The 24,530-nt window shown below is 37.3% G+C and carries 22 protein-coding genes; 8 read left to right on the top strand and 14 right to left on the bottom strand.

Annotation, left to right across the window (positions count from 1 at the left end; all coding sequences use genetic code 11):
• The first annotated feature begins 272 nt into the window (after nucleotides 1-272).
• The 4 genes from NSQ74_RS12380 (at nucleotide 273) to NSQ74_RS12365 (ending at nucleotide 5,693) form a co-directional block, all read left to right on the top strand.
• The gene (locus NSQ74_RS12380) at nucleotides 273-2,984 is read left to right on the top strand and encodes a sensor histidine kinase KdpD (protein WP_340823672.1); all 2,712 of its coding nucleotides are present in this window, start codon (nucleotides 273-275) and stop codon (nucleotides 2,982-2,984) included.
• Nucleotides 2,977-3,681, top strand: a complete 705-nt coding sequence (locus NSQ74_RS12375) for a response regulator transcription factor (RefSeq protein ID WP_340823671.1) — start codon at nucleotides 2,977-2,979, stop codon at nucleotides 3,679-3,681. Before NSQ74_RS12380 ends, NSQ74_RS12375 begins: the two co-directional genes overlap by 8 nt.
• Nucleotides 3,682-4,100: 419 nt before the next feature.
• The gene (gene vrrA / locus NSQ74_RS12370; protein ID WP_340823669.1) at nucleotides 4,101-4,655 is read left to right on the top strand and encodes a VrrA/YqfQ family protein; all 555 of its coding nucleotides are present in this window, start codon (nucleotides 4,101-4,103) and stop codon (nucleotides 4,653-4,655) included.
• A gap of 69 nt (nucleotides 4,656-4,724) precedes the next feature.
• The gene (locus NSQ74_RS12365) at nucleotides 4,725-5,693 is read left to right on the top strand and encodes a 4-hydroxy-3-methylbut-2-enyl diphosphate reductase (protein WP_340823667.1); all 969 of its coding nucleotides are present in this window, start codon (nucleotides 4,725-4,727) and stop codon (nucleotides 5,691-5,693) included.
• A gap of 216 nt (nucleotides 5,694-5,909) precedes the next feature.
• On the opposite strand, the gene NSQ74_RS12360 is transcribed toward NSQ74_RS12365, so the two are convergent.
• Together NSQ74_RS12360 and NSQ74_RS12355 are read right to left on the bottom strand one after the other, a co-directional pair.
• Nucleotides 5,910-6,617 carry a response regulator gene (locus NSQ74_RS12360; protein ID WP_340823666.1) on the bottom strand — a complete coding sequence of 236 codons (708 nt, stop codon included), beginning with the start codon at nucleotides 6,615-6,617 and terminating at the stop codon, nucleotides 5,910-5,912.
• A 126-nt stretch (nucleotides 6,618-6,743) separates the two neighbouring features.
• Nucleotides 6,744-8,324 (bottom strand): sensor histidine kinase, encoded by a 1,581-nt coding sequence (locus tag NSQ74_RS12355; protein WP_340826452.1) that lies wholly within the window; start codon nucleotides 8,322-8,324, stop codon nucleotides 6,744-6,746.
• Between the two features lie 112 nt (nucleotides 8,325-8,436).
• Between NSQ74_RS12355 and NSQ74_RS12350 the strand changes: the two genes are divergently transcribed.
• Nucleotides 8,437-9,483: a TRAP transporter substrate-binding protein gene (locus NSQ74_RS12350; RefSeq protein WP_340823665.1), complete on the top strand. Its 1,047-nt coding sequence runs from the start codon at nucleotides 8,437-8,439 to the stop codon at nucleotides 9,481-9,483.
• 259 nt (nucleotides 9,484-9,742) lie between these two features.
• Entirely contained in the window at nucleotides 9,743-11,005 is a 1,263-nt protein-coding gene (locus NSQ74_RS12345) for a dicarboxylate/amino acid:cation symporter (protein WP_340823663.1), read from the top strand.
• A 216-nt stretch (nucleotides 11,006-11,221) separates the two neighbouring features.
• Here NSQ74_RS12345 and NSQ74_RS12340 read toward each other — a convergent pair whose 3' ends face one another.
• From NSQ74_RS12340 to NSQ74_RS12325, 4 genes are all read right to left on the bottom strand, one after another.
• Nucleotides 11,222-12,652: a four-carbon acid sugar kinase family protein gene (locus NSQ74_RS12340; RefSeq protein WP_445669061.1), complete on the bottom strand. Its 1,431-nt coding sequence runs from the start codon at nucleotides 12,650-12,652 to the stop codon at nucleotides 11,222-11,224.
• Nucleotides 12,653-13,552 carry a 2-hydroxy-3-oxopropionate reductase gene (gene garR / locus NSQ74_RS12335; RefSeq protein ID WP_340823662.1) on the bottom strand — a complete coding sequence of 300 codons (900 nt, stop codon included), beginning with the start codon at nucleotides 13,550-13,552 and terminating at the stop codon, nucleotides 12,653-12,655.
• Between the two features lie 109 nt (nucleotides 13,553-13,661).
• Nucleotides 13,662-15,023 carry a GntP family permease gene (locus tag NSQ74_RS12330; protein WP_340823660.1) on the bottom strand — a complete coding sequence of 454 codons (1,362 nt, stop codon included), beginning with the start codon at nucleotides 15,021-15,023 and terminating at the stop codon, nucleotides 13,662-13,664.
• 65 nt (nucleotides 15,024-15,088) lie between these two features.
• Nucleotides 15,089-15,937 (bottom strand): MurR/RpiR family transcriptional regulator, encoded by an 849-nt coding sequence (locus tag NSQ74_RS12325; protein ID WP_340823659.1) that lies wholly within the window; start codon nucleotides 15,935-15,937, stop codon nucleotides 15,089-15,091.
• A 282-nt stretch (nucleotides 15,938-16,219) separates the two neighbouring features.
• Between NSQ74_RS12325 and NSQ74_RS12320 the strand changes: the two genes are divergently transcribed.
• The gene (locus NSQ74_RS12320; protein WP_340823657.1) at nucleotides 16,220-16,756 is read left to right on the top strand and encodes a tubby C-terminal domain-like protein; all 537 of its coding nucleotides are present in this window, start codon (nucleotides 16,220-16,222) and stop codon (nucleotides 16,754-16,756) included.
• A 50-nt stretch (nucleotides 16,757-16,806) separates the two neighbouring features.
• Complete coding sequence (locus NSQ74_RS12315) at nucleotides 16,807-17,004, top strand: YwbE family protein (RefSeq protein WP_340823655.1); 198 nt, start codon at nucleotides 16,807-16,809, stop codon at nucleotides 17,002-17,004.
• Between the two features lie 164 nt (nucleotides 17,005-17,168).
• Here NSQ74_RS12315 and NSQ74_RS12310 read toward each other — a convergent pair whose 3' ends face one another.
• From NSQ74_RS12310 to NSQ74_RS12275, 8 genes are all read right to left on the bottom strand, one after another.
• A complete protein-coding gene (locus NSQ74_RS12310) occupies nucleotides 17,169-18,059 on the bottom strand; it encodes a PhzF family phenazine biosynthesis isomerase (protein WP_340823653.1) in 891 nt (296 codons plus the stop codon).
• Between the two features lie 327 nt (nucleotides 18,060-18,386).
• The gene (locus tag NSQ74_RS12305) at nucleotides 18,387-18,923 is read right to left on the bottom strand and encodes an NADPH-dependent FMN reductase (RefSeq protein WP_340823651.1); all 537 of its coding nucleotides are present in this window, start codon (nucleotides 18,921-18,923) and stop codon (nucleotides 18,387-18,389) included.
• A 319-nt stretch (nucleotides 18,924-19,242) separates the two neighbouring features.
• Complete coding sequence (locus tag NSQ74_RS12300) at nucleotides 19,243-19,491, bottom strand: DUF2164 domain-containing protein (RefSeq protein WP_340823650.1); 249 nt, start codon at nucleotides 19,489-19,491, stop codon at nucleotides 19,243-19,245.
• A 168-nt stretch (nucleotides 19,492-19,659) separates the two neighbouring features.
• Nucleotides 19,660-20,277 carry an ABC transporter ATP-binding protein gene (locus NSQ74_RS12295; RefSeq protein WP_340823649.1) on the bottom strand — a complete coding sequence of 206 codons (618 nt, stop codon included), beginning with the start codon at nucleotides 20,275-20,277 and terminating at the stop codon, nucleotides 19,660-19,662.
• A 22-nt stretch (nucleotides 20,278-20,299) separates the two neighbouring features.
• The gene (locus tag NSQ74_RS12290) at nucleotides 20,300-22,312 is read right to left on the bottom strand and encodes a hypothetical protein (protein ID WP_340823647.1); all 2,013 of its coding nucleotides are present in this window, start codon (nucleotides 22,310-22,312) and stop codon (nucleotides 20,300-20,302) included.
• A gap of 81 nt (nucleotides 22,313-22,393) precedes the next feature.
• Nucleotides 22,394-22,822, bottom strand: coding sequence for a lactococcin 972 family bacteriocin (locus tag NSQ74_RS12285; protein WP_340823646.1), 429 nt, complete (start codon nucleotides 22,820-22,822; stop codon nucleotides 22,394-22,396).
• Nucleotides 22,823-23,168: 346 nt separating this feature from the next.
• The gene (locus NSQ74_RS12280; protein WP_340823644.1) at nucleotides 23,169-23,399 is read right to left on the bottom strand and encodes a hypothetical protein; all 231 of its coding nucleotides are present in this window, start codon (nucleotides 23,397-23,399) and stop codon (nucleotides 23,169-23,171) included.
• A gap of 9 nt (nucleotides 23,400-23,408) precedes the next feature.
• Nucleotides 23,409-24,530: a Nif3-like dinuclear metal center hexameric protein gene (locus NSQ74_RS12275; RefSeq protein WP_340823643.1), complete on the bottom strand. Its 1,122-nt coding sequence runs from the start codon at nucleotides 24,528-24,530 to the stop codon at nucleotides 23,409-23,411.

Genomic DNA, 24,530 nt, shown 5'->3' with positions numbered 1-24,530 from the left:
CGATTCCCATATTCATTCCCCCTACTCTTCGACTAACTTATAGCACCAAATTGTTAACGCATATAGACTGGCGAAACTAATGATTAATAAGCCAATCATATAAAAGTCCATCAATTCACATCACCATTCCCTCCATTTGATGTTTTCATCATACTGACTTTGAAATTAATATAGTGTTAGGAAATCGCTTTTTATATTAAGAAACGATAAAGGGGTTAAATCTTTACACTTTCTTAATGTCAGATGACGCTATAATACAAATGAGGTGAAGGATGATGGAAAATGAGCGCCCCACTCCAGAAGAGTTTTTAGCAAAGATTCATCAGGAGCAAGCAACTGTCGGTAGACTGAAAATTTTTATCGGTTATGCTGCTGGTGTAGGTAAAACGTATGCCATGTTAGATGCAGCCCATCTAGCAAAAAAACTAGGCAAAGACGTAGTAATTGGCTATATAGAGCCACATCCACGTCCAGATACATTAGCCTTACTTGACGGGCTTGAGCAAATACCGACTAGAAATATTCATTATAAAGGGAGAGACTTTCAAGAATTAGATATAGATGCAGTATTGAAACGCAAACCAGAAATTGTGCTAATCGATGAGTTGGCACATACAAATGTTCCACTTATGCGACATACAAAAAGGTTTGGGGATGTAGAAGAATTACTTGCGAAAGGTATCCATGTATATACAACTGTAAATATTCAACATATTGAAAGTCTTCATGATGTGGTAGAAGATATTACGGGGGTACAAGTGCGAGAACGCATTCCAGATTATTTAATTGATCAAGCAGCACTTATTAAAATTGTGGACATTGAACCTGATGAGTTAATTCAACGCTTAAAAGAAGGCAAAATCTATCACAAGCAACAAGCTGAAAAAGCATTAGCATCTTTTTTTCGCAAACAAAATTTAGTTGCACTTCGGGAAATTGCCCTTCGCAGGACTGCAGATACGATTAATTACAAACACGTAAACGATTGCGAATCGATTAGGCAACCGAAACAAATTGAAGAGCATATTTTAGTTGGTATTAGTAGCTCTCCAACAAATGCAAAAGTAATTCGCACTGCCGCAAGACTTGCCCAAGCATTACATGGAAAATTCACTGCGCTTTATGTGCAAAAAGTGCAAGAAAGTAGTTTTAATGAAGCGAATGCTGAACGATTGCAACAACATATTAAATTGATCGAGCAACTTGGAGGCCATGTCGTAATCGTTCAAGAGAATGATGTCGCAGCTGCCCTAGCAAACTATGCACAATTAAGTGGGGTCACAAAGCTAGTACTTGGCAGAACTGCTTTGAAAAAGAAATGGTGGCTGCCACATCCGAAAATCAGTGACCGGCTCAATGAATTCGCGCCGAATTTAACTATTCATATTGTTCCAGATCAAGAAAATGAACAATTGTATTTTCCTACTGGCGTTCGAAATCGATTAACGATTGAATGGTTGGATTTATTAAAAATGGCAGTAGTGTTTATCTTGGGTTCTTTTTTAGCTTTATTTTTCTTTACAATAGGAGTCAGCGAATCCAATATTATTACGATTTATATTCTCACTGTGTTAATTCTTGCGATATGGTCGTCCGGATGGCTGATGAACATTGTTAGCTCTGCAGTGGCTGTACTTCTATTCAACTTTTTATTCACTGAGCCACGATTTTCCCTAGAAGCATATCATCGGGACTATCCTATTACTTTTCTGATTATGTTTTTCTCTGGCATCATCACAAGCAGCTTAACAAAAAAGATAAAAGAGCAGGCCATCGTTGCTGTTCGTAAATCTTATCGGATGGAAGTTTTACTAGAAACAAATCGCAAGCTACAACATGCCAAATCTATCGAAGAAATCATTACTGAAGGCATGACACAAATTGTTAAATTAGTAGAAAACCCTGTTCAATTTTTTGAAATAGAACAGAAATCAATTACTAACACTATTTTTTTCCCAACTACAAGTCTGTCTAATATGGAGAACACTAAAGTAGCATCACTATTTCAAGATACAAATGAATTAGGTGTAATACATTGGGTCATTAATAATAACCATTTTGCTGGTGTATCAACAGATATATTTCCTGAAGTAAATGGCTATTATTTACCTGTTATTTCAAATGGAAGCGTTAAGGGTATTGTAGGAATTGCTCTTTCTAAGCAAGCACCTCTACCCGCATTTGAACGCGATATTTTACATGCCATTATGAATGATTTTTCATTTGCTCTCGATAAATGGTATTTGCAAAATTTAAATGCGCAAGTTGCAAGAGAAGCGGAACTTGAACAGATGAGAGCTAATCTTTTGCGTGCCATCTCACATGATTTACGAACACCGCTTACAACTATTTCAGGGAATGCAGATATACTGTTAACAAATAAAGCTCATATTCCCGAAATCGAAAAAACACGATTATACGAAGATATATATAAGAACTCAAAATGGCTTGTTCAGATGGTTGAAAACTTACTGGCAGTTTCGATGTTAGAAGATGGGCAATTTGCATTAGAAATGCAGTTAGAGCTAGTCGAGGATATTATTCAAGAGGCGTTACAACATGTTACTCCACGTGACAATACACATAATATTTCTTATCATGTAGAGCCTGATTTAGTCATGGCATTGATGGATGCACGCCTGATGATTCAAGTAATTATAAATATTATAGATAATGCACTAACTTATACACCTGCAGGTAGTGACATCTCTTTCATAGCAAAAGATAGAGGCCAATTTGTTGACATTAGTATTACTGATAATGGACCAGGTATTGACGATTCGTTAAAAGAAAAACTGTTTGAGCCGTTTATAACGGGCAAAGTACAGCGTAGTGATAGTCGAAGGGGCTTAGGCTTAGGGTTAGCATTATGTCAAACAATTTTAAAATTACATGATAGTGAATTAGAAGTTGCAGATAACTACCCGACTGGAACCATCTTTCGTTTTACTTTAAAAAAAGGAGTTGTCAGTATAAATGAATAAACGGATTTTAGTCGTAGAAGATGATGTAGCAATCGGCAATTTAATTAGAATGACCTTAACTACACAGCACTATGAATTCGATATTGCACAGGATGGTTCTAGTGCCTTGCAAAAAGCTATTTCGTTGAAGCCTCATGTCATTATCCTCGATTTAGGCTTACCAGATATGGACGGGATAGATTTTATTAATAAAATACGCGGCTGGACCCAAACACCCATTATTGTTGTTAGTGCACGTGGTGAAGAATTCGATAAAATTAACGCCTTAGATGCTGGAGCTGACGACTATGTCACAAAACCTTTTAGCGTGGAGGAGCTCCTTGCTCGTATCCGTGTAGCATTACGAAGAACTAGTAGCGAACATCAGCTTGAAGCTGAGTCCGCAGTGTTTATTAATGGTCAGTTAGAGATTCATTATTTGGCAAACACCGTGTTTGTTAACGGTGTAGAAGTGCACTTGACTCCTATCGAGTATAAACTTTTAGTCGTGCTATCTAAGCACGTTGGTAAAGTACTTACACATAATTTTTTATTGAAAGAGATTTGGCAAAATGCACTTCAGTCAGATGTACCAAGTCTTCGTGTATTTATGGCGACTCTTCGAAAGAAAATAGAAGAAAATCCATCACAACCAAAGTATATTCAGACTCACGTTCGTGTTGGATATAGAATGCTACGAGTTAATGATGATGAATAATGAAAGTACAAAAGGCACTGTCGAATAAGCCATTAAACTATAACAACTCCATTTCTACACGGTAAAAATCTGTGCGCAGGGCTCCTATTCTATGGAGACATGCCTTTACTCAATTGTAGAAGACAATTCGACTATTCAATAACAGAAAACATTTCATCTACCTATGCAGAATAATTCTTTTACCCAAATAAGCTCAAATACACAAAATATTATACAATGTTTTGTGTATTTTTTTAGAATTTTCTTTACCCCATAATCCATTCTATCGTGACTTACATAACCTAATATGAAAGAGCACATAGGAGCTCTTTCTATTGTTCATTTATTAGCATTTGTCGAACGCTAACATCAGCGTCTGCATATCATATCTATAATCAGGTATGTCATCAATGAAAAGCATACAATGAAAGGAGATCATTATGGTATTTAGACCACCTTATCAATACCCGATGTATCCGGGTGGCATGCAAATGCCTGCGCAGATGCCAGCGCAAATGCCTGCGCAAATGCGGATGCCAACACCTCCTCAGATGTCACCGCAGTCCTTTTATCCGCCTGGAGGTTTTCCTCAACCACGAATTCCAGGTGGCTTTCCAATGTCCGGTGGAATGAGGGGGGCATTCGGAGGGCAAATGCCGACGCCACCCGTACAGGAGCCTTCCAAAATCGGTTCATTTTTACAGCAGGCAAATAGTTTATTTAACTCTGCTAAAACGTATACCCCTTATATACAACAAGCAATGCCGATGGTGAAAAACATCCCTTCACTTTTAAAACTGTATAAAGGTTTTCAGGGACTCCCAGCAGCTGGAGCGGCAGCAGGGGTTGCAGCAGCTGCTGCAACTGATGCAGTGGCAGCTAGTAAAGTAGCAGGCTCCTCTAAAGGTAAACGTTCAACGCAAAAAAATGCGGCGCCTACCCCACGAGAACCAATTCCATCCAAGCCGCGTATTTTCCAGCCACCTATGGAGTGAAGGTTTCTTTGTATTCGCCGTGCCTGTCCGTTATAATGTAGGTAGGTAAGCTTGAAAGGAGTCACAACCATGCAAGTATTAAAAATTAATCCACGTGGCTATTGCTACGGTGTTGTTGATGCGATGGTCATTGCACGTAACGCCGCACTCGATAAAACATTACCAAGACCTATCTACATTTTAGGGATGATTGTGCACAATAAACATGTTACAGATGCCTTTGAAGAAGATGGTATCATTACACTAGACGGCGATAATCGCTTAGAAATTATTGAACAGGTTGAAACGGGCACTGTTATTTTCACGGCGCATGGTGTTTCACCTGAAATTCGTGAAATTGCGAAACGCAAAGGCCTAGTATCCATTGATGCTACATGTCCTGACGTAACAGTAACACACGATTTAATTCGTGAAAAATCAGCTGAAGGCTACGATATTATTTATATTGGTAAGAAAGGTCATCCAGAGCCAGAAGGTGCAATCGGTGTTGCTCCAGACCATGTTCATTTAGTACAATCTTCAACGGATATTGATGCATTAAACTTAACAAATGATAAATTGCTAGTAACGAACCAGACGACTATGAGTCAATGGGATGTTGCTCATTTAATGGATAGTTTAAAAGAGAAATTCCCACATATTGAAGTGCATAAAGAAATTTGTTTAGCAACGCAAGTTCGTCAAGAAGCCGTTGCGAAGCAAGCAGGGGAAGCAGATTTATTAATTGTTGTTGGCGATCCAAAATCTAATAACTCGAACCGTCTAACACAAGTATCAGTAGAAATTGCAGGTACACCTTCTTATCGTATTGCAGATGTTTCTGAGCTTAAAATTGATTGGTTAAAAGGAATTAATACGGTTGCAGTCACTGCAGGTGCATCAACACCAACACCTATTGTGAAAGAGGTTATTAACTTCCTTGAGCAATTTGATGAAAGTGACGAAACGACGCATAGTATCCAACGCACAGTTACACTTGATAAAATTTTACCAAAAATAAAAACGCCTAAGCCTGTCGATAAAATTTTGCCTTATTAATTTAACCGACTTAAGGCAATGTGAAAGTACTCGATTGTTCATCAGACAATGGCGTCAGTATACGACAAAATGCATCAAGATGTTTAGCTTGATGCATTTTGTCATTTATATATATTTACTGTCGGAACCGTAAGACATGGGCATTCTGCGTGGTTAGCGCGGATTGCAGCTTAATCCACCTGTAACGGACATTACCTATAGCATTTACCTATATTTTCACTCTTTACTAAAATAATAATTAATAGGACGACCAATACCACCGTAATGAACATCCATCGTTATTTCCTTTTGCTTTTCTAGAAAATCTAAGTATCGTCTTGCTGTCACACGTGCAATGCCTACTCCACTTGCAACATCTTCTGCTGATGCACCATCTACTGTTTGCAAATAATGCACTACTTTCTCTAGTGTCGCTCGATTAAAACCCTTTGGCAAACTTTTCTCAGTTTTCTCCTCAATTGCTCCTACTGCCTTACCTTCTCCACTATGATAATGGAATAACTGATCAAGCTCTCCTTGCGTTAGCTCCCGTTCTGTTTGCATTTGTTGCTTGAATCGAATGTAGTAGTTTTCTAACGTTCCTTGCACTCGCTCAAACGAAAATGGCTTCATTATATAATCAAAGACACCAAGATGCAAAACTTGTTTTACCGTTTCCATATCATTGGCTGCTGTTACAGTAATAACATCGACAGGAATTTTGAGTTCACGGATTTTTCGCAAGGTAGTTATACCATCTTGCTCGGGCATGAAAATATCCATAAACACTAAATCAGGTCGTAGCGTACGGATTTTGTCTATTCCCTCTACGCCGTTCGATGCTTGCCCTATTACATTAAATCCTGCAACTTTTTCAATAAATTGACGGTTTACCTCCCGCACCATTGGATCATCCTCTATTAATAACACGTTTATTTGCGTCACTGTCTAGCCCTCCATACAATCGATTACAACTCTCCTCTAAAATGTGAATTAAACATACTTGTTTCTAATGAGATACGAAGTGGATGTTTTTGTACTATGTCCATTATAGAGTGAAAAATCCGAACACTAAGGATGATAAAATGTTAATAAAAAGCTTGTCCCTTTACTAGGTTCACTCATTACCTCAATTTCACCTTGACCCTTTTGTACGATTTCTTTTATTAAATACAGGCCGATACCTCGACCCTTTTTTTCTTTTGTTGAATAGCCATTATCAAAAATTTGTGCCTTTACCGCTTCCGTCATGCCGACTCCGTTATCTGTTACTAAAATAGCAAGTACATCATCATCTTCATCTACAGAAATATGAACAGTCTTTTCTTCAACTGGACTATCTTTTAATGCATCAAATGCATTTTCGATTAAATTCCCAAATAAGATGACAAAATCATGATGATCTAAATTTTTTGGGAATGTTGTGAGACGACTAGCTCGGTCTATTTCTAATGTAATCCCATGCTCTTTCGCATGCGCAATTTTACTAAGTAATAACCCCGAAATATTTTCATTTTTAATGCGCTCATTTAAAAAATTAGTGATTTCATCATGTTCTTCCTTAACTTGTGTTAAATAGGATAGTGCTTGATCATGATGTCCAAGCTGTAAAAGACCAGCGATCGTATGCAATTTATTTTTATGTTCATGCGTTTGTACACGTAATGCCTGGACAAACGCCTTCACACCGGTTAATTCCTCGGCTAATTTCTTCACCTCTGTGCGATCCTTAAACATCGCTACAGCACCAACCGTTTCACCATTGACCTGTATAGGGATACGATTACTCATAATGCTATGATCATTTATATAAAGTTCACGATTATAGATAGGACGATCTAACGCTAATATTTCTGGTAAACGGGTATCTGGTAACACCTCGAAAATTTTCTTGCCAATTAACGAAGATGGCCGTTCTGCTACACCTAAAATATCACATGCTTTTTCATTAAAAATTGTAATCGTCAATTCAGTATCTATTGCGATAATCCCTTCATGCATAGCGTTAAAAGTTTCAGTGCGTTCCACATACATTTTAGCAATTTCATGTGGCTCCAATCCAAACATTTGCTTTTTCATATGACGACCTAATGTGTTTGCACCCCATGCACTAAATAATAGTGATAAAGCTACTGTAATCATTAGCTCTTTTTGGATAGATAATAGAAGCTCGCTAACGGTTAATACACTATAACCTACGATTACAACGCCAATTTGACGTCCATTGTCAGTCATAATTGGTACGAAGGCGCGTACCATATCTCCACGTTCACCATGTGCAATGGATGTATAATAATGTTCAGAAAATGCAGCGTTTAAATCCCCTGACTGTGAGATGGTGCCGATTTCCTCCGTATTTGGATGGGAATACTTTCGTCGCTGCATATCGAGTACAACTATATACTGCGCCCCATTTATATCACGTATTTCTTCAACAACAGGATTAATATGTTTAGTCGCTTCTGTGAAATCACGATTGGCAATAGCCGTTTTCATTTCTGGTAACTGCGAGACAGTTTTTGCAACTAGTAATGCCTGTTCTGCCAGCTTTTCTTTTTGTTCATTCATGACAAACCCAAGCAAAAACGTTCCACCTATACTAAAAGACAACAAAAGTATAAAAAAAGTAAGAGACATGATTTTGCCCTTCATCGATAACTTTTGAAATTTCAAGATCATTGCCTCCCTCTTACTATATTTTAGCTTACTCCTTATGTTAGAATAACAAAAACATGTGAAAATACGAATCAATTGGGTGTAGAATATGAAAAAATTTATTATTGGGACGATTGCAACCGTTTTGATCTTAACCATTGTATTTAGTATACAGCAAGGAATATTATTTTCGAAAACGCTCCCCTATGATGATGAACAAAAGGGCCTTGATACACAAATTACGATACATTTAAGTCATGTTGTAGCTGAAAATACGCCAAAAGGTCAAGCTGCAACGAAATTTGCTGAACTTGTAGAGGAAAAAACAAACGGCAAGGTAAAAGTCCATGTTTATCCAAATGCCTCGTTATTTAACGATGAAAATGAATTCAAAGCTTTACAAGATGGAAAAGTCGAAATCATCATTCCTACTTTTTCTAAAATGACTTCCTATGTACCAGATTGGCAAGTGCTTGACCTGCCGTATCTTTTTCATACAGATGATGAAGTTCATGAGGTACTAACAGGACCAATCGGTGAACAATTATTGGATGAGTTAAAGCCTTTTAATGTACGGGGTCTCGGCTTTTGGCACAATGGCTTTAAACAGTTAACAGCGGAGCATCCAATTCATACGTTTGAAGATTTACAAGGTTTACGTATACGCACAATGCCAAGTAAAACGCTTGAAAAGCAATTTAGCTTAGTCGGGGCTACGCCTGTCCCGATTTCCTTTAGCGAAGTTTTTACTGACTTAGAAACACATGCTATCGATGCACAAGAAAATACGGCCTCTAATATTTTTTCGAAGGGCTTTTACAAAGTACAAAAAAATATGACGTTAACAAACCATGGGATTTTAGGCTATTCAGTTTTGATGAATGAAAATTTTTGGGAAAAGTTACCATCAAAAGTCCAAAAGCAGCTAATAGATGCCATGAAAGAAACAACTGAATGGCAATTTAAGCAGGCTGTGTTAATGAACGACAATGATTTACGAAAACTACAACAAGAAGCCGATTTTGAAATTTATACGATGAGCGATGAGGAGCGTCAACGCTTTCAAGAAAAACTTGCCCCTGTCTATGATTTCTATCGTGCCAATGTAAAACAGCATAATGTATTACCTGAAATCCAAAAGATTGTTTCTCCTTAGAACTTTTGGTCATTAAAAATACATCCTCACTTTATGTGGGGATTTTTTCTTTTGTATTATAATAGTTTAGAGAAATCGCATTCTACTATAAAACAGCCTCAAACCATTGGTATTACTAGCTTTCTATCTAATCAAATGAAAAATGAACAAAATGAACAATAGAAACTTTACGGCCATAAATCCTATTGTCGGAAAATTTCCGCTATGATAACCACATGAAAGCGTTCACAAAGTTCACATTTTTTTAGGGGGAAGTATTATGCGGATAAATTTTAAAAACTTAACGGTACAAGTGCTGATTGCCATTATACTTGGTATTATTGTTGGTGCTGCATTCCCAGAGTTCGGTGCTAGCTTAAAAATATTAGCTGATATTTTTATTAAATTAATTAAAATGTTAATTGCACCTATTATTTTCTTAACTGTTGTTATCGGGATTGGTAGCATGGGTGATGTAAAAAAGGTCGGTAAAATTGGTGGTAAGGCATTAATTTATTTTGAAATTGTCTCGACTTTCGCACTTGCGATTGGCTTACTTGTTGTAAATATCATTCAACCTGGTAAAGGATTTAATACAGATGCAGCAAACGCTGCGGATGTTTCACAATATACTGAGCAAGCTGCTGCTGCTGAGCATGGTTTTGGGGCATTTATAATGCAAATTATCCCAGATAATGTTGTCGGTGCACTTGCGAATGGTGAGTTATTACCTGTTTTATTTTCAGCTGTATTATTCGGGTTAGCAGCAGCGGCTATTGGAGAACCGGCTAAACCTGTTATCAAATTTTTCGAGCAAGTAGCAGATATTTTCTTTAAAATTGTTAATATGGTGATGAAAATTTCCCCAATTGGTGCTTTTGGTGCTATGAGTTACACAATCGGGAACTTCGGTATAAAATCACTTGGGAACTTAGGTTTCTTAATGTTATCTGTCTATATTACAATGTTCATATTTATCGTTGTCGTTATTGGTTTAATTACACGCTTCTTTGGCTTTAGTATTTTTAAATTCATTAAATATATTAAAGATGAAATTTTTATCGTTATCGGTACATCATCTTCTGAATCTGCACTTCCTTCGATGATGCGCAAATTAGAAAATTACGGCTGTTCGAAACAAGTTGTAGGTCTTGTAATTCCAACAGGTTATTCCTTTAACCTGGACGGCACTTCCATTTATCTATCAATGGCTGCTCTCTTTATCGCACAAGCTTATGGGGTTGATTTAGATATTTGGCATCAGCTTACTTTACTTGCTATTTTAATGTTAACGTCTAAAGGAGCTGCTGGTGTAACAGGCTCAGGCTTTATTACGCTTGCTGCAACACTCGCTGCATTCCCTATGATTCCTGTAGAAGGGATTGCACTGTTAATTGGTGTCGATCGATTTATGTCTGAGGCACGCGCTGTTACTAACTTAATTGGTAACGGTGTAGCGACAGTAGTTGTATCTAAGATGGAAAATGAATTCGATACAGAGCAAGAAAAACGTGCATTATCCGGTAAAATCATTTCTAACTAATAATAATGAAACCTCCAATCTACTCGATTAGTAAGTAGATTGGAGGTTTTTTACATACCTAAAAGCATTTAATAGACTTCAATTTCTAATGCTACGTATTCAAAACTCGAGCGTTCGAACATCGGAAATATGCTCAACGCAGCCGCTCTATTATCGACTTGCAGTTTCCAACATGCAACTTCGTCCACGATACTAAAAATCCTTCATCGTATTCACTTATTTCCCCTCTAATACTTCAATAATTTCTTTGAGTGTGTTGGTTGTGCCGACATTGCCAGGGAAGATAATGAAAGAAGAACGAGGGAACTTACTTTCTTCTCCTGTTTTCCACACTGGAACACCCGGTTTAATTTGACCTACTACTTCAGCGCGCTTGACTGATAGTCCCACTGTTCCAACACTGGATGAAGTAATTCCACCTTTTGCAACTATGTACTTCGGTCGTACCTTTAAGTCAGTGACAATGCTTGTCACTGCTTGTGATATTTTAACAGATAGTTGAAGTTCACTTTCGCCTTGATTCACTCCTAAGTCCAATCTCTCCCGACGAGTGTAATAAACTACGGATTTTCCAGAAGTAATCAGCTCTTCGCAAGTAATACGGACACGATTGATTTCCTGTTGGAATTTCTCATCATCGTGCACAAGATGAACATTAAACTCTACTCCTGTTACTAGACCACTATCAAGAAGGGCACACAATTGATCTGTTGTCTTTTGAACGTGCGAGCCAACTACGATAAGTCCTCCATTTGAAGTCTCTTCCGTAATAAGCTCTACTCTTGATAAAAATGGCTTATCAGAAATGCCTCCAAGTACTTTCGTTAAGGAAGCGGCACTTCGGAAAATAAACGTTTTTCCCGCTTTCATAACTTGGAGCAAGGCAATTACAAACACTTCAACATCGCTGTAAACGGCTGCATTCACAACGACTTTCTTGAAGTTTTCAGCTTCCATTAATTGCGCTTTGATTGCTTCAATATTTTGTGAACGTAAATCTTCAATGCTGATATAAATAGTATCTTCTTTTGGATAAACACCCTTTGTTTTTTCTTCAATCCATTCGCCTAGATGTGAAGAACTAAAGCCGAAAGTACGGTCTTTAGCAAACTCTGTTTCACTAGCTGGAACAAGTTCTTCTCCATACTGAACATAATGGATATTGTCGATTGTTAAACGGCCACCTTCTTTAAAAAATGGAATAAGTATTTCCCCGTCAAACTTAGTATTAGAAATTTCTTCAATTGTGTTTTTCATTGTTTCGGTTTCTAGCGGGTAATGACCACGCAATGTAGAATCCCCGCGGCTAACCAGTAGATAAGGAATTCCTTCTTGTAAGGAAACCTCATGCACTCGGCGAGCTATATCCTGATGAACAACCGCTGTTTCCTCAGCGGTAAAACTGCGAGAATTTGTTAGCAGAAAAAAAATTTGATTTTGCTCACGGAATCCTTGCTTAATGCTTTCTTCAGTCCAATCCGTATAAACAGAAACACCGTGAACGGTTTGTACACCTGTTGGGTCATCATCAAGAATCACGATTTTATGGTTAAACCCTTTTCGCGCATCCTCCAATTTCATCTGAATTTGCTCGCAACTTGGTTCAATTAGGCCTGATAATTGTTCCGATGCTTTTCTCGCTACCATTTATCGCACCTCTCTTGAAACTTCAACATTTGCTAATTTCTCATAGTGTTGGACAATGCTTGCGTGATCTAGGGTTTCCATTCCATTAGCTTTTAAAGAATAGAAAATTTCTAAGAGCTGAGCTGATAACGGAAGTGGAACAGCTAGCTCGTGAGCAGTATGCATCACATTATTTATATCTTTAAGATTAATGTCGACACGGCCACCTGCTTTAAAATTCCGGTCAAGAATCATTGGGATTTTTGCATCCATTACGGTACTTCCTGCAAGACCACCGCGAATTGCCTGATACATTTTCTCCACATTAATACCTGCTTTTGTCGCAAACACAAGTGCTTCAGATATTGCCGCAATATTTAAGTTTACGATAATTTGATTTGCAAGCTTTGCAGTAGATCCGCTGCCTGAGTCACCGACAAGTACAATGTTATTGCCCATATCGCCAAGAATGTCTTTTACACTTTCAAACACTTCTTCTTTTCCACCAACCATGATTGTCAGTGAACCATCAATTGCTTTCGGCTCACCACCACTGACTGGTGCATCAAGAAAATGTACCCCTTGTTTTGCAGAAAGCTCGTACATTTCTTTTGATTCAACTGGTGTGACAGAGCTCATGTCGATGATGACCATACCCTCACGAGCACCTTCCATAACCCCATGTTCACCAAAAATAGCTTGCTGGACATGTCTCCCTTTCGGCAACATTGTAATTACGACATCACTCGTTAATGCTACCCCCTTTCCAGAGGTAGCTATCTTTGCACCTTCTTTTGCAAGCATCTCAACCGCTAGTGTATTCAGGTCGAATACAGTAACCTCGTTACCCTTTTTCAAAAGGTTGCGTACTATTGGCGCCCCCATAATGCCAAGTCCAATAAATCCAAGTTTCTTCTTCAATTTAACTTCAGCTCCAATCTAGTTGTTCATTAACTGATATAAAGTACCCTATTCATACTTAATCAACTATATAGCGGTGGACTAGCCATCCGCCTATTAAACAAGTAAATTACAAACCTGGTAAAATTCCTTGGAACATGCTTAGAACGTAAACGGAAATTAATACGGTCACCCCTGATAAGAAGCCCCCTATTGACCAAACTTTAATTGTTTCTGTCATCGATAAACGTCCAAATTTACTTACTACCCAGAAACCAGAATCATTAGGTAGTGATAAGCCGATTCCACCAGCGCAAATAGCAAGACCTAGCACGACTGGTGATACGCCAAGTTCTGCAGCTAACGGTCCCATAATTGCAGATGTTGTAACAAGAGCAACTGTTGCAGATCCGAGCGAAGCGCGTAGAATTTGCGCAAATAAAAAAGCAAGTAGTAAAGCAGGAATGTTCAGCCCTTGCATCATGCTAATAATTAAATCCCCTATGCCGGTTTCTTGAACAACTTTACCAAAGGCACCTCCTGCACCAGTAATTAGGATGACCGCTCCACTTTGATCTAACGCCTTGGAAAAAACGGTTTTAATATCTTCCTTGATGTATGGCTTTAAGGCAAACATTGCGACAAGCACACTGATTAACAACGCAACATTTTTATCTCCAATAACGGAAAAAAGTGTCGGAACGAATTGTTCTGTGTTGTCTCTGAAAAGTAAATTTATTAACGTATTCGATAAAATCAAGATAATTGGTAAAGCGAGCATCCCAAAAGAAAGAGCAGTTGAAATTTCTTTTCTTCCAGAAAGAGTGCTTTCTGCTTCTGCTATGTCAGATTCATCAAGACGTCCTTCATTTGTAATGCGCTTTCCAATAAACTTTCCATAGATTACACCGCCAACTAGTACTCCAGGAATTGAAACTAGCAATCCATAAATAAAGAACATACCTATATCTGATCCTGTTTGGTCGGCAACAACTAAAGGTCCTGGCGTCGGGATAATTACACTATGAGCTGTGATTAACCCAATCGAAAGAATCGCAACAAAAGTAGTAAGTGAGATTTTTGTTTTAAAAGAAAGATTTTGAATTAATTTATGTAAAATAATAAACGCTGCGTCAAAGAATACAGGAATTGAAACAGTAATCGATGTCATTGCAATTGCGTATGGAGATTTTTTGACCCCAAAAACGCGTAGCATTCCAGTAGCAATTTTATTAATGGCACCAGATGATGCTAAAAATTGACCAAATATAATTCCAAGTCCAATCAAAATACCGACGCCAGCTAGTGTGTTGCCAAATCCTGTGGCAATTATGCCAGGGACTTCTTTCGCCGGAATGCTTGATAATAAGCCAAGTCCAATGGCAACTACTAAAAGAGAGACGAAAGCATCCCACTTGAATCTCATAATAAGGACAAATAAAACAATTAGAGCAAGAACAAACCCGATAATGAGTGTATTACCTGTTAACATTGTAATGTATCCTCCTTAAATATAATTATCTCTAAGGTGACAACGCATACACTTTTATTAAAAGATTATTTTTTCATTCTAGTAACGGCTAACCGTGAAATATTTATAGATTTTTTAACATGGCTACCCCCTATTGCAACAACCCTAGTAAATAATGTGTCGATTAAAGCAAGTTGTACAAGGCGGCTAACCATCGCATCCGACCGCTTTTCAGTCTCTTGCGCCTGTGTAAGGAGTAGTGTATCAGCCATTTTGGCAAGCGTTGTATTTGAATTCGATGTAATAACAATGACAAATGCTCCACTTTTTTGGCTCATTTGAACGACTTCTATAATATTGACCGTTTCTCCAGAATGAGAAATTACAATGACAACATCTTCATTGTTCATATGATTGGCATATATCGCTTGATAATGCGGATCCTGAACAGCGATAGTTGTACCGCCCATTCTCATAAATTTATGAGCGCCATCTTCTGCAATCGTACCCGAGAGACCTTGTCCGAAGAAAAAAAGCCTTTCTGCTTTTGCTATAATTTGAACAGCTTCTTCCATCTGAGTAATATTTAATTTCTCTTTAGTCATCGACATCGCTATAGAAAGTTGATCTGCTATTTTATCAAATACAACATTAGCAAGATCCTCATCCTTAATCTCATTTTGGTCCGACGTTGATGAGTAGCTGTTATTCACTTGCTCTTGAGCAAGTGCCACTTTTAACTCTTGGTAACTAGCATATCCAAGCTTTCTGTATAAACGAACAACACTCGGTTCACTTACATTGCTTAATGTTGAGAGTTCGTTCATTGATAACAAAAAAGGTTGTTTATGCATTTTCAGCTGCTCGACAACTTTTCTCTCAGAAATTGTTAGCGAATTCACCTTACTATTTATTCGTTCTTCGAAACTTAACAAGAAATCACCTCCTAATTTCAATTGTAATTTTACTACAACGATAATTTCCTCACAAGTTTATTTTTCGAAAAAGACATAATATTGTTACTTATTCACTTTTTTTCTCATAACATTAATACAGTTTTGTAGTGAAATTACAATCAAATGTAGTTTTATTACATTGAACAGATTTTAATAATTCCGAACAAGAAAACGTAAATGTTAGAGAAATTTATATTCAACTAATAATAGTGAAACCTCCAGTCTAGCTTACTCGTATAGTAAGTAGATTGGAGGTTTTTTATGGCAACATTTACACTTACATATCCAAAAGCATTTGATAGACTTTCAAAATTACCAATCCTAAACAGTCAAAATGAAACAGTTTGCATACTCCAAAAAGTTGAGCGCTCAAATATCGGAAAAGTACTTAATGCAGCCTCTCTAGTAACATCACAGCAACCGTTACCGCACCGTTATGAAACACGGACAACGCATGGAGAACCCCTTTTTCAAGTGCGTTCTACGCTGCTCACAAAAGGTGTCAGTCATGAAATTATCATGCCTGATGGGAGTATCATACCTATTCAAAGAAAAACTGTTCAATTATTAGAATCTTCCTATTCCTTTACGATGGATGGTCTTGTCTTTCGCTTTGAGAAAGATTTCACATCGACTGCTTATTTATATTGTAATGATGAAAAAATTGCGAGTGCAAACTTCGTAGAAAATGGGATAGTACGGGAAGGCATCATTTATAAGCTATTCCATTCGGAAGATACTTTATTTGTTGCTTTACTAGCCTCATTGTTTCAATCTCTATTTGCAATAGGTAACTAACAGCACTTATGCTATAATTTGAATCATTCTATATATATGTGAGGTTAAGTATGAACGGTCAAAACAGAAAAGATATTCACCCAGGGCTTGAAGTCAATATTATTCTCAAAAAAGATCAGCGAACAGGCGTTAAAACGAAAGGGATTGTGAAAGATATTTTAACCAATTCCTCACACCATCCACATGGCATTAAGGTTCGTTTAACGGATGGCCAAATAGGTAGAGTATGTGATATTTTACAAAAGTAATGAAAGAGACTGTTCTAGCGATGAACAGTCTCTTTTGTTTAAAATTGTTTGAGTGACTGGCACTTAGCCAGTGTAAGCCTCACCCCTCGCTAACACGCGGGATTGCTCCGTCTTACTTTGCAAAATATATGATTAGTACGATAAATTGTGTGAGTGCCTGGCACTTATATTTGCACTTTCAATTCCGTGACATAGACAGCCGTTCCAGTGATTGAAATATCCAAGTTGTTGTCCACTTCGTTCACATGGACATAAACACGACCATCTCGATCAAGCTCTTGTCCTTGTTCAACAATAAGTGTTTTCGGGTATGCTACATTACTATCAACATACTTCGCATAATATGCCCCCATCACACCTGAAGCCGTTCCCGTTACTATATCTTGAATTGTGCCGGAGTATGGTGAAGAAAAATGTCTTGCATGCATATTTGCCGTTTCATCTAATGCCTCTAAACAAAATGGATGCAAGGAAGCTGTTGGCATTTCATTTAAGATAGACGGAAATTTAGCGGTTTGTGGATTCATCTTTTTGAAAGAGCTTAATTTTTGGACAGGTATTAGTAAGGTCCACAATCCTGTGCTACCATAGACAATTGGTAAATCTGAATGTAATTCATCCTCGTCAATGCCTATTGACTCAGCAAGCGCAGCTCTAGAGCCATTAAATGCTTCAAACTGTGGTGCAGCATGCTGCATTGTTATGTATAGCTTTTCATCTTTTTCTTCTAGACGAATTGGTAATATTCCGGCCTTTGTTTCAATCGTAATAGTCGTTTTGTTCGCTAATAAGCCTTGTGTTTGTAGTGCATAAATGGTTGCCATTGTAGCATGACCACATAAATCGACTTCATGCCCTGGTGTAAAATAACGAATGCGTATATCAGCTTTTTCAGACGTCATAGCAAAGGCTGTTTCATTAAAGCCAACCATTTTCGCAATTTCTTGCATCTCATGCTCACTGTATTGATTTCCTTCCACTACAACTCCAGCAGGATTCCCCTTATTTGGTATGTGACTAAATGCATCATAATGTTGAACAGTTATTGTTTTCATAAACTTCCCCACTTTTTTGTTAGAATGCTATTCAGGTTTTGATGGCAGAACTGTCAAATGATCCATTCTGCCTTCATTAGCATAACGCATAATATTACCCAATGGTAAAGTTTCTTTAAAGTTTATTAATCTATCTTTTATGCATAGTATTCAAATTCTTATTTCGTAAAAATCCAGTTCGCTTTACGTGCGTTCCCACAGGATTCTTCGTGGATTTTCGCTTGGATAGCCATAAAATTTTCAAAATTGTTTGAGTGCCTGGCACCTAAAAAGCATACTGGAAGTACTCCAGTATGCTGAATAACATGCTATATAATTCACTCTAGCCTAGCGAATTGTTTTTAAGGCTGTTGCCCATGGAATGACTTGATCTAACATTTGGTTTACTGAATCAGCTTGCACATCTTTTGGTTTAAACACATTGCCATTTTCAAAATCAGTAAATAACGACAACGCAGGGTGTACACGAACATCTGCTACTGATAATTCTCCAAGAATACCACGTAAATGTTCGGCCGCACGTGCACCACCTACTGAACCGTATGACACGATACCAGCTGCTTTATTATTCCACTCTTCACGTAAATAATCTAGAGCATTTTTAAGCGCTCCTGAAATAGAATGATTGTATTCTTGAACAATAAAAACAAACCCATCACATGCAGCTACTCTTTGAGACCATGCTGCTGCTCCAGAAGCATCGCCACCTGGTTCTCCTAAAAGAGGTAGTTTGAAGTCGGCAATATCAATAATTTCATATTCTGCATCACGGCGTTTTTCTGCTAATTCCTTTACCCACTGACCAACTTGCGGACTTACACGTCCTTCACGTGTACTACCTAAAATAATCCCAATTTTCAACATCTCTATTCCTCCTTATTTGTACCAAAAAAGTGTTTTTCTGATTGCTCTTACTTTGGTGATTTTCAAAAAATTTGCGCTCTTACCAATGGTGTTCAAATAAACAGTACTTTATTCAATCAAAATTCATTAAGCAACCTTCGCATCTCGATTACTTTGAATTCATGTATCTTTATTTCGAGATAAAATTAACATATTTACATTGTCCTTGTCAATTGTTTAGCTGTTATTTTTTTGTTTTAAACCTAAAGTATACCAATAAAGGTTGATTTCACTAAAGAAAGAGAAACAATTTTCTAGTAATCGTTTCTCTTAATCGTTATCATTTTAATTTTATTGGACGTTCTAGAGCTACTAGCTCATCCTCAATAGCAGATAACTGACTATCCACTACATATTTTGCATCTGAAATCGCTGCATTATAAATATATGGAGCAATATTTTCTTTCACAAAATCAAATACTCTTTCCGCTTCAAAATCGGAAATATCCTCATCTCGTTGATTATAGAAAAAGCGTTGTATATCGGCGATGATTTGCTCTTGTTGTTCCTTTGTTAAACGGATAAACATATTTCGCCACTCCCTTCTGCATTACATTAAATCAAGTATAGACCAATGCTTAATTTTTCTATAGTGACCATTTTTATTATTTTTTACATTCCTACTTATAATTGTCATCCGCCTCGAACCCAAACCAATCACCGATGATAACTTGCCATTTCCCCTCACTTAGACAAATTAAACTAAATCAATGCGTCTATCGCAGACAGTTACAAGTCTTTCATCGTGCGTTGCAATAATCACACTCGCACCGTTTTGACTGCATTTTCTTAATAAATTAATAATAATCTCTCTATTATTTTTATCAAGGGATGCAGTTGGTTCATCCGCATATATAATTGTTGCCTTCTTAAATATTGCCCGTGCAACACCAAGACGCTGTTTTTCCCCCCCTGATAAAACAGCCGCCATTTCTTGACCTCTTCCTTCAAGTCCAACGGTCTGTAGGATTTCTTCAACAAACTTTGACTTTGCTTGCCGCTTATTTAATGTCACGTTATAACTGACGTTTTCATCTTCAATGATGCCATAGTCTTGATAAATAAATGCCGCACTTTTTTTCCAAAAATTCGTTTTTTCTTTTTCATTCCAGTTGCTAGCTTTTTGATTTTCTATCATAATTTCTCCATTGCTTACTGATTGAATAAGACCTAGGCAATTTAAAAGGGTTGTTTTGCCACTACCAGATGGACCCGTAATGGCAATCATTTCGTTACGATTAATGTTAAGTGACATATTAGAAAAAATCTTTTTCCCACTAATTTCAATGCCAATATTTTTTGTTTGAATTACCATATAAATTACCCCTTTAGTTCATTTAATTGTACCGATGACTAGTACGATAAAATGCTTGCTTTGCGGATCTCTTAAAGGAAAGATAACTTCCTATCCAATATAAAATTCCGACAAGCAAAGCAGATGAAAGTAATATGCTAAGTTCCATATAGTGTATAAAATAGGCGATTACGGATCCGACAATTGTTGTAATAATGATTGTAAATAGTTGTCTTTTTAAAACCGGTCCAACAATCGATGCGTAAGACAAACCAAATGTGTGCAAAGTGAAAATACGTTTTACATTCGTGCCAGCCCAAAGCCTCCCATTCAATACACCTGTCAAAAACATTGTTACGAAAATAAGCATACCCGCTACAATATAATAGACGTATTGTTGTTTAAACCTTTGAGCAGTTTCCAAAGCAACGTCTGCTATTCCATTAATCGACGTAATATGAGGTTTCATGACCGAATTAGCTAAAGCTGATTGTAAATGATTTTCATCAAAAAAAACGATATTTCCACTAGAAGCTAAAGATAATAAAAACCCCTTCGTCTTGACAATGTCTGTTAGATGACCATCTATTAGTAGAACCAACGGATTTTCTGCTTGCACTGTTTCACCTGCCAAACCAACATTTGGTGGTAATGCAAGAAATTTCGATCCCTTATATTCGTAAAAAGTTAAACCTTGCGCTGGATAGACATCATTATGTTTTGTCCATAGTGAAATTTGACCTTCTAAAAACGATGACAATTCATATGGTAAATCTTTAACATTTTTTGCAATGAGTTTCCCGCCTTTGCCTTCTGTTTCCACACCTATTTCTAGCAAATCAATCCAAGCTCGATCCGTCATAATAATGTGATCATAGCCACCCATCTCAGATGACTCTAATGAAATTGATTTATCGATAACTAAAGAAAGACTTAAATTATTAGCCTCTTGCATTTTAGAAAAAAAATCTTCTACATCGGGAAGTACCGCCTCTTGTTCTAATGAATCTAAGTCAATAATTGACAGTCGAACGACATTTTGCATTTTGTCCCAGAGCGAATATTCTTTTGACAATTGATTGGTTATTAGTAAAGATGTGATGATAGTCGGTATAACAATTAGCGATAATATCATGACAAGAACATGACTTAGCTTTCCCATTATGGAAAACCGCTTCAACGGTATTTGTCTTTTGGCTATATGGGCAGCTTTTGGGCCAGCAATTAGCGAAAGCAATACTGTGATGATGCCAACGACAATCAAGAATAGCAATAGACATAGTATTAGCCGATTGAATACCAATGGAATTTGTCGAATGTCCTTTACGACACCTACATAGCCTAATGAAATAAACAAACCTAGTAAAAAACCGACAAAGATAAAAGATACTATTGTCGTTGTATCCTCCACATGAATTTTCCCTGCTTTAACACCGCCTAATAATCGAATAGACCTTGCTTTTGCATGTTGAAATATCCACGTTATAATTGTCGTTACTAATAACAACAAGGAAGCGAGCACTGCATTTCCTATACCATTTTGAAATAAGTATGCATAAACTATTGTAAGTATAGATGGTTCTTGAACAAATAAAATCCTAATTTGATGCTGTTGCGCCCATTCTTTAAGTGCTTCTTGAAATTCTTTTCCACCGTTAAAAGCATAGGTGCCTGATAAAGAACGGGTGCCTATTTCTGCAGCAGAAAGCAACTCACCTGTTAAAGTAGAATCGAACCACTTAATTTCTTTATGCGCTATAAGCAAGCCATGAAATGCTGGTTTAGCAGTCCCAAAATAAATAATATCTTTTTTGTTGTCATAGTTTTCTGGGTCAACAGAAGTTTTTACTACAATCGCTTTATATTGATCTGTTAATCGATTAAGGTCTGAAACCAACTTATCTTTTGCAATAGTGGTTTCAGCAAGATTTAAATCAAATTGATTTGTAGTGCCTAAAGGCAGCCGCTGTTGGACAAGCGACGTATATTGAAAAATAAGCAGAGACAGCATAATTACACAAATCATTGATGTCAATTGTATTGCTCTTTTAAGCATGACTCTCCTCCTTAATTAAGAAGCTTGGAAAGCCTACTGCGAAAGACATTCCAAGCCTCTAAAGTATTGAAGCTACAGTAATTAATCGCATACTCGATAGTAATAACGATCAACGTGGGTAGGGTACTGCACTGCCCAAAGTTCAGCAATTGATGTTTTCCCTGCTACAGTATCAACTGATCTAGATTGATTACCATTCAACTCTACTGTGCTTCCATGACAGCGATCCACTGTATAGTATGAACGAACTTTAGCATTCCAAAATCCATACTCCCAAGTGCCACCTTCATTTGGATATTGTGTGATTGGTCCTGGTGCTAGCCATTTACGAGAAACATCTTCTTGGTTGAATTGATCTCTTTGTGTTGCAACCGTTGATGTTGCAGCAATTAAAGGTTCATGAATAGCATTATGAGACACTGCCAAAACCCCATTTGCAGATGGCAATAATAATAATGCCATCCACGCTAACACTACTATTTTCACCCTCACAGTTCTTTTGGCTAACATATTATTCACCTCCTTTCATTTGACAAGGAAGAATTTTGTTTAATGGCTATTTTTTATTATGTATGGTGCTGGAAACTTTTTAATTTTATCGTCTCTTTTCATTTAGAAACGCCCCTCCTATTTCTAGCATTATTGTTGTCGCCAACACTTTCCTACATTAGTTCAATTTGCATTCTCAGTCGATTCTCATTTAATTAATTTTTATATACCACAAAATAATAGAAAAATCAATATATTTTAAATATTTATATAACAGTAAAAAATAGTAGATTTATCTTTTTAAGCCTCAACAAAAAAAACGCAACCTTTAAAGGAAATTCCTCTAAAAGTTGCGTTTATTCACATACTATTTTTCACATTCAAACGAATAGTTCGTTGATAAAAAATTCTTTTCTTTCGATACAATGGCTTTGCCCCCATCGTCTTCACATTGCTCAGTCATTGCATCTATTTTTTTCTCATTCATCATATTCGTCATAATTGTCATGCCGCCTCCGAACACAGCAATTAGTAAACCAATTATAATCCATAACTTGCCGGCACTATTGCCAGCAGGTCTCCCATTTGCCACTCCCATTCCCCTCTCTTAAACAAATAAAAACGGTTCCGTATGAATAGTAGATTGAACAAATTCTACTGCATATTTTTTTGTGTCACACATCGTCGCCATTTTTTTTGCAACCCCTGCAATCATTACTTTTTCTACATGATGACCTGGGTCTACAATTTGTAAACCAATTGCTTGTGCATCCTGAGCAGTATGGAAATACATATCACCTGTTAAAAACACATCCGCTCCAGCACGCTTTGCCGTATAAATATATTTATTTCCGTCTCCACCAACTACGGCAATCTTTCTTACCTTTGATTGCAGATCTCCGACAACACGAACAGCTGGCACATCTAGTTGTTTCTTTACAAATTCTGCAAAGCCTTTTAACGTCATTTCTTCGGGTAAATAGCCAACACGTCCTAATCCCATAATGTTCGTTTGCTGATCTAAGCGTATCACATCATATGCAGGCTCCTCATATGGATGGGCATTTAACATCGCCTTTAAAACGCGATTTTTAATGGGCGTTGGGAATACCACTTCCACTTTGACTTCTTCTTCCACATGTAACTCACCAACCGAACCAACATATGGATTAGCCCCTTCTAGCGCTCGGAATCGACCTTCTCCACTCGTTGTATAGCTACATGCCTCATAAGAACCTATACGACCAGCGCCAGCCTTTGCTAATGCCTCACGTAACGTATCCGCATTTGCAGTCGGTACGAACACAGCTAGCTTAAGAACATCCTCAGCATACGTTTCTTCTAAAATAGAACGATTTTCAAGCAGCAATGCATCAGCCAATAAATCATTGACACCACCCTCAGCCACATCTAAATTGGTATGTGCGGCATAAACAGCAATATCATGTTTGATAAGCTTTTCGTATAATTGTCCTGCAGGATTGTCCGTACGAATATTGGCTAGTCGGCGGAAAATTGGTGGATGATGCGCGATAATCAATTCACATCCTTGAGCGATAGCCTCATCTGCTACAGCTTCATTGACATCCAATGTGACTAAAACTTTACTTACAGGTTTATTTAGTGTTCCAATGGCAAGCCCAATTGGATCATTTTCCATACAAGCAAGATTTTTCGGTGACCATGATTCAAATAATTGAATAATCTCCTGACCATTCACAGATTTCAT

It is taken from the genome of Lysinibacillus sp. FSL W8-0992, from assembly GCF_038008685.1.
Lineage (GTDB): Bacteria > Bacillota > Bacilli > Bacillales_A > Planococcaceae > Lysinibacillus.
Note: the sequence above shows the minus strand (reverse complement) of the source record. Positions and strands in the feature narration are given on the sequence as shown.

Excerpts from the sequence above, each read along its gene's own strand:
- NSQ74_RS12350 (WP_340823665.1), top strand. The coding sequence starts at position 8,437 with ATGAAAAAATTTATTATTGGGACGATTGCAACCGTTTTGATCTTAACC.
- NSQ74_RS12345 (WP_340823663.1), top strand. The coding sequence starts at position 9,743 with ATGCGGATAAATTTTAAAAACTTAACGGTACAAGTGCTGATTGCCATT.
- NSQ74_RS12375 (WP_340823671.1), top strand. The coding sequence starts at position 2,977 with ATGAATAAACGGATTTTAGTCGTAGAAGATGATGTAGCAATCGGCAAT.
- NSQ74_RS12280 (WP_340823644.1), bottom strand. The coding sequence starts at position 23,399 with ATGGGAGTGGCAAATGGGAGACCTGCTGGCAATAGTGCCGGCAAGTTA.
- NSQ74_RS12285 (WP_340823646.1), bottom strand. The coding sequence starts at position 22,822 with ATGTTAGCCAAAAGAACTGTGAGGGTGAAAATAGTAGTGTTAGCGTGG.
- NSQ74_RS12355 (WP_340826452.1), bottom strand. The coding sequence starts at position 8,324 with ATGAAGGGCAAAATCATGTCTCTTACTTTTTTTATACTTTTGTTGTCT.
- NSQ74_RS12275 (WP_340823643.1), bottom strand. The coding sequence starts at position 24,530 with ATGAAATCTGTGAATGGTCAGGAGATTATTCAATTATTTGAATCATGG.
- NSQ74_RS12330 (WP_340823660.1), bottom strand. The coding sequence starts at position 15,023 with ATGTTAACAGGTAATACACTCATTATCGGGTTTGTTCTTGCTCTAATT.
- NSQ74_RS12300 (WP_340823650.1), bottom strand. The coding sequence starts at position 19,491 with ATGTTTATCCGTTTAACAAAGGAACAACAAGAGCAAATCATCGCCGAT.
- NSQ74_RS12315 (WP_340823655.1), top strand. The coding sequence starts at position 16,807 with ATGAACGGTCAAAACAGAAAAGATATTCACCCAGGGCTTGAAGTCAAT.
- NSQ74_RS12320 (WP_340823657.1), top strand. The coding sequence starts at position 16,220 with ATGGCAACATTTACACTTACATATCCAAAAGCATTTGATAGACTTTCA.
- NSQ74_RS12365 (WP_340823667.1), top strand. The coding sequence starts at position 4,725 with ATGCAAGTATTAAAAATTAATCCACGTGGCTATTGCTACGGTGTTGTT.
- NSQ74_RS12310 (WP_340823653.1), bottom strand. The coding sequence starts at position 18,059 with ATGAAAACAATAACTGTTCAACATTATGATGCATTTAGTCACATACCA.
- vrrA (WP_340823669.1), top strand. The coding sequence starts at position 4,101 with ATGGTATTTAGACCACCTTATCAATACCCGATGTATCCGGGTGGCATG.
- NSQ74_RS12340 (WP_445669061.1), bottom strand. The coding sequence starts at position 12,652 with ATGGTAGCGAGAAAAGCATCGGAACAATTATCAGGCCTAATTGAACCA.
- NSQ74_RS12295 (WP_340823649.1), bottom strand. The coding sequence starts at position 20,277 with ATGGTAATTCAAACAAAAAATATTGGCATTGAAATTAGTGGGAAAAAG.
- NSQ74_RS12290 (WP_340823647.1), bottom strand. The coding sequence starts at position 22,312 with ATGCTTAAAAGAGCAATACAATTGACATCAATGATTTGTGTAATTATG.
- NSQ74_RS12380 (WP_340823672.1), top strand. The coding sequence starts at position 273 with ATGATGGAAAATGAGCGCCCCACTCCAGAAGAGTTTTTAGCAAAGATT.
- NSQ74_RS12305 (WP_340823651.1), bottom strand. The coding sequence starts at position 18,923 with ATGTTGAAAATTGGGATTATTTTAGGTAGTACACGTGAAGGACGTGTA.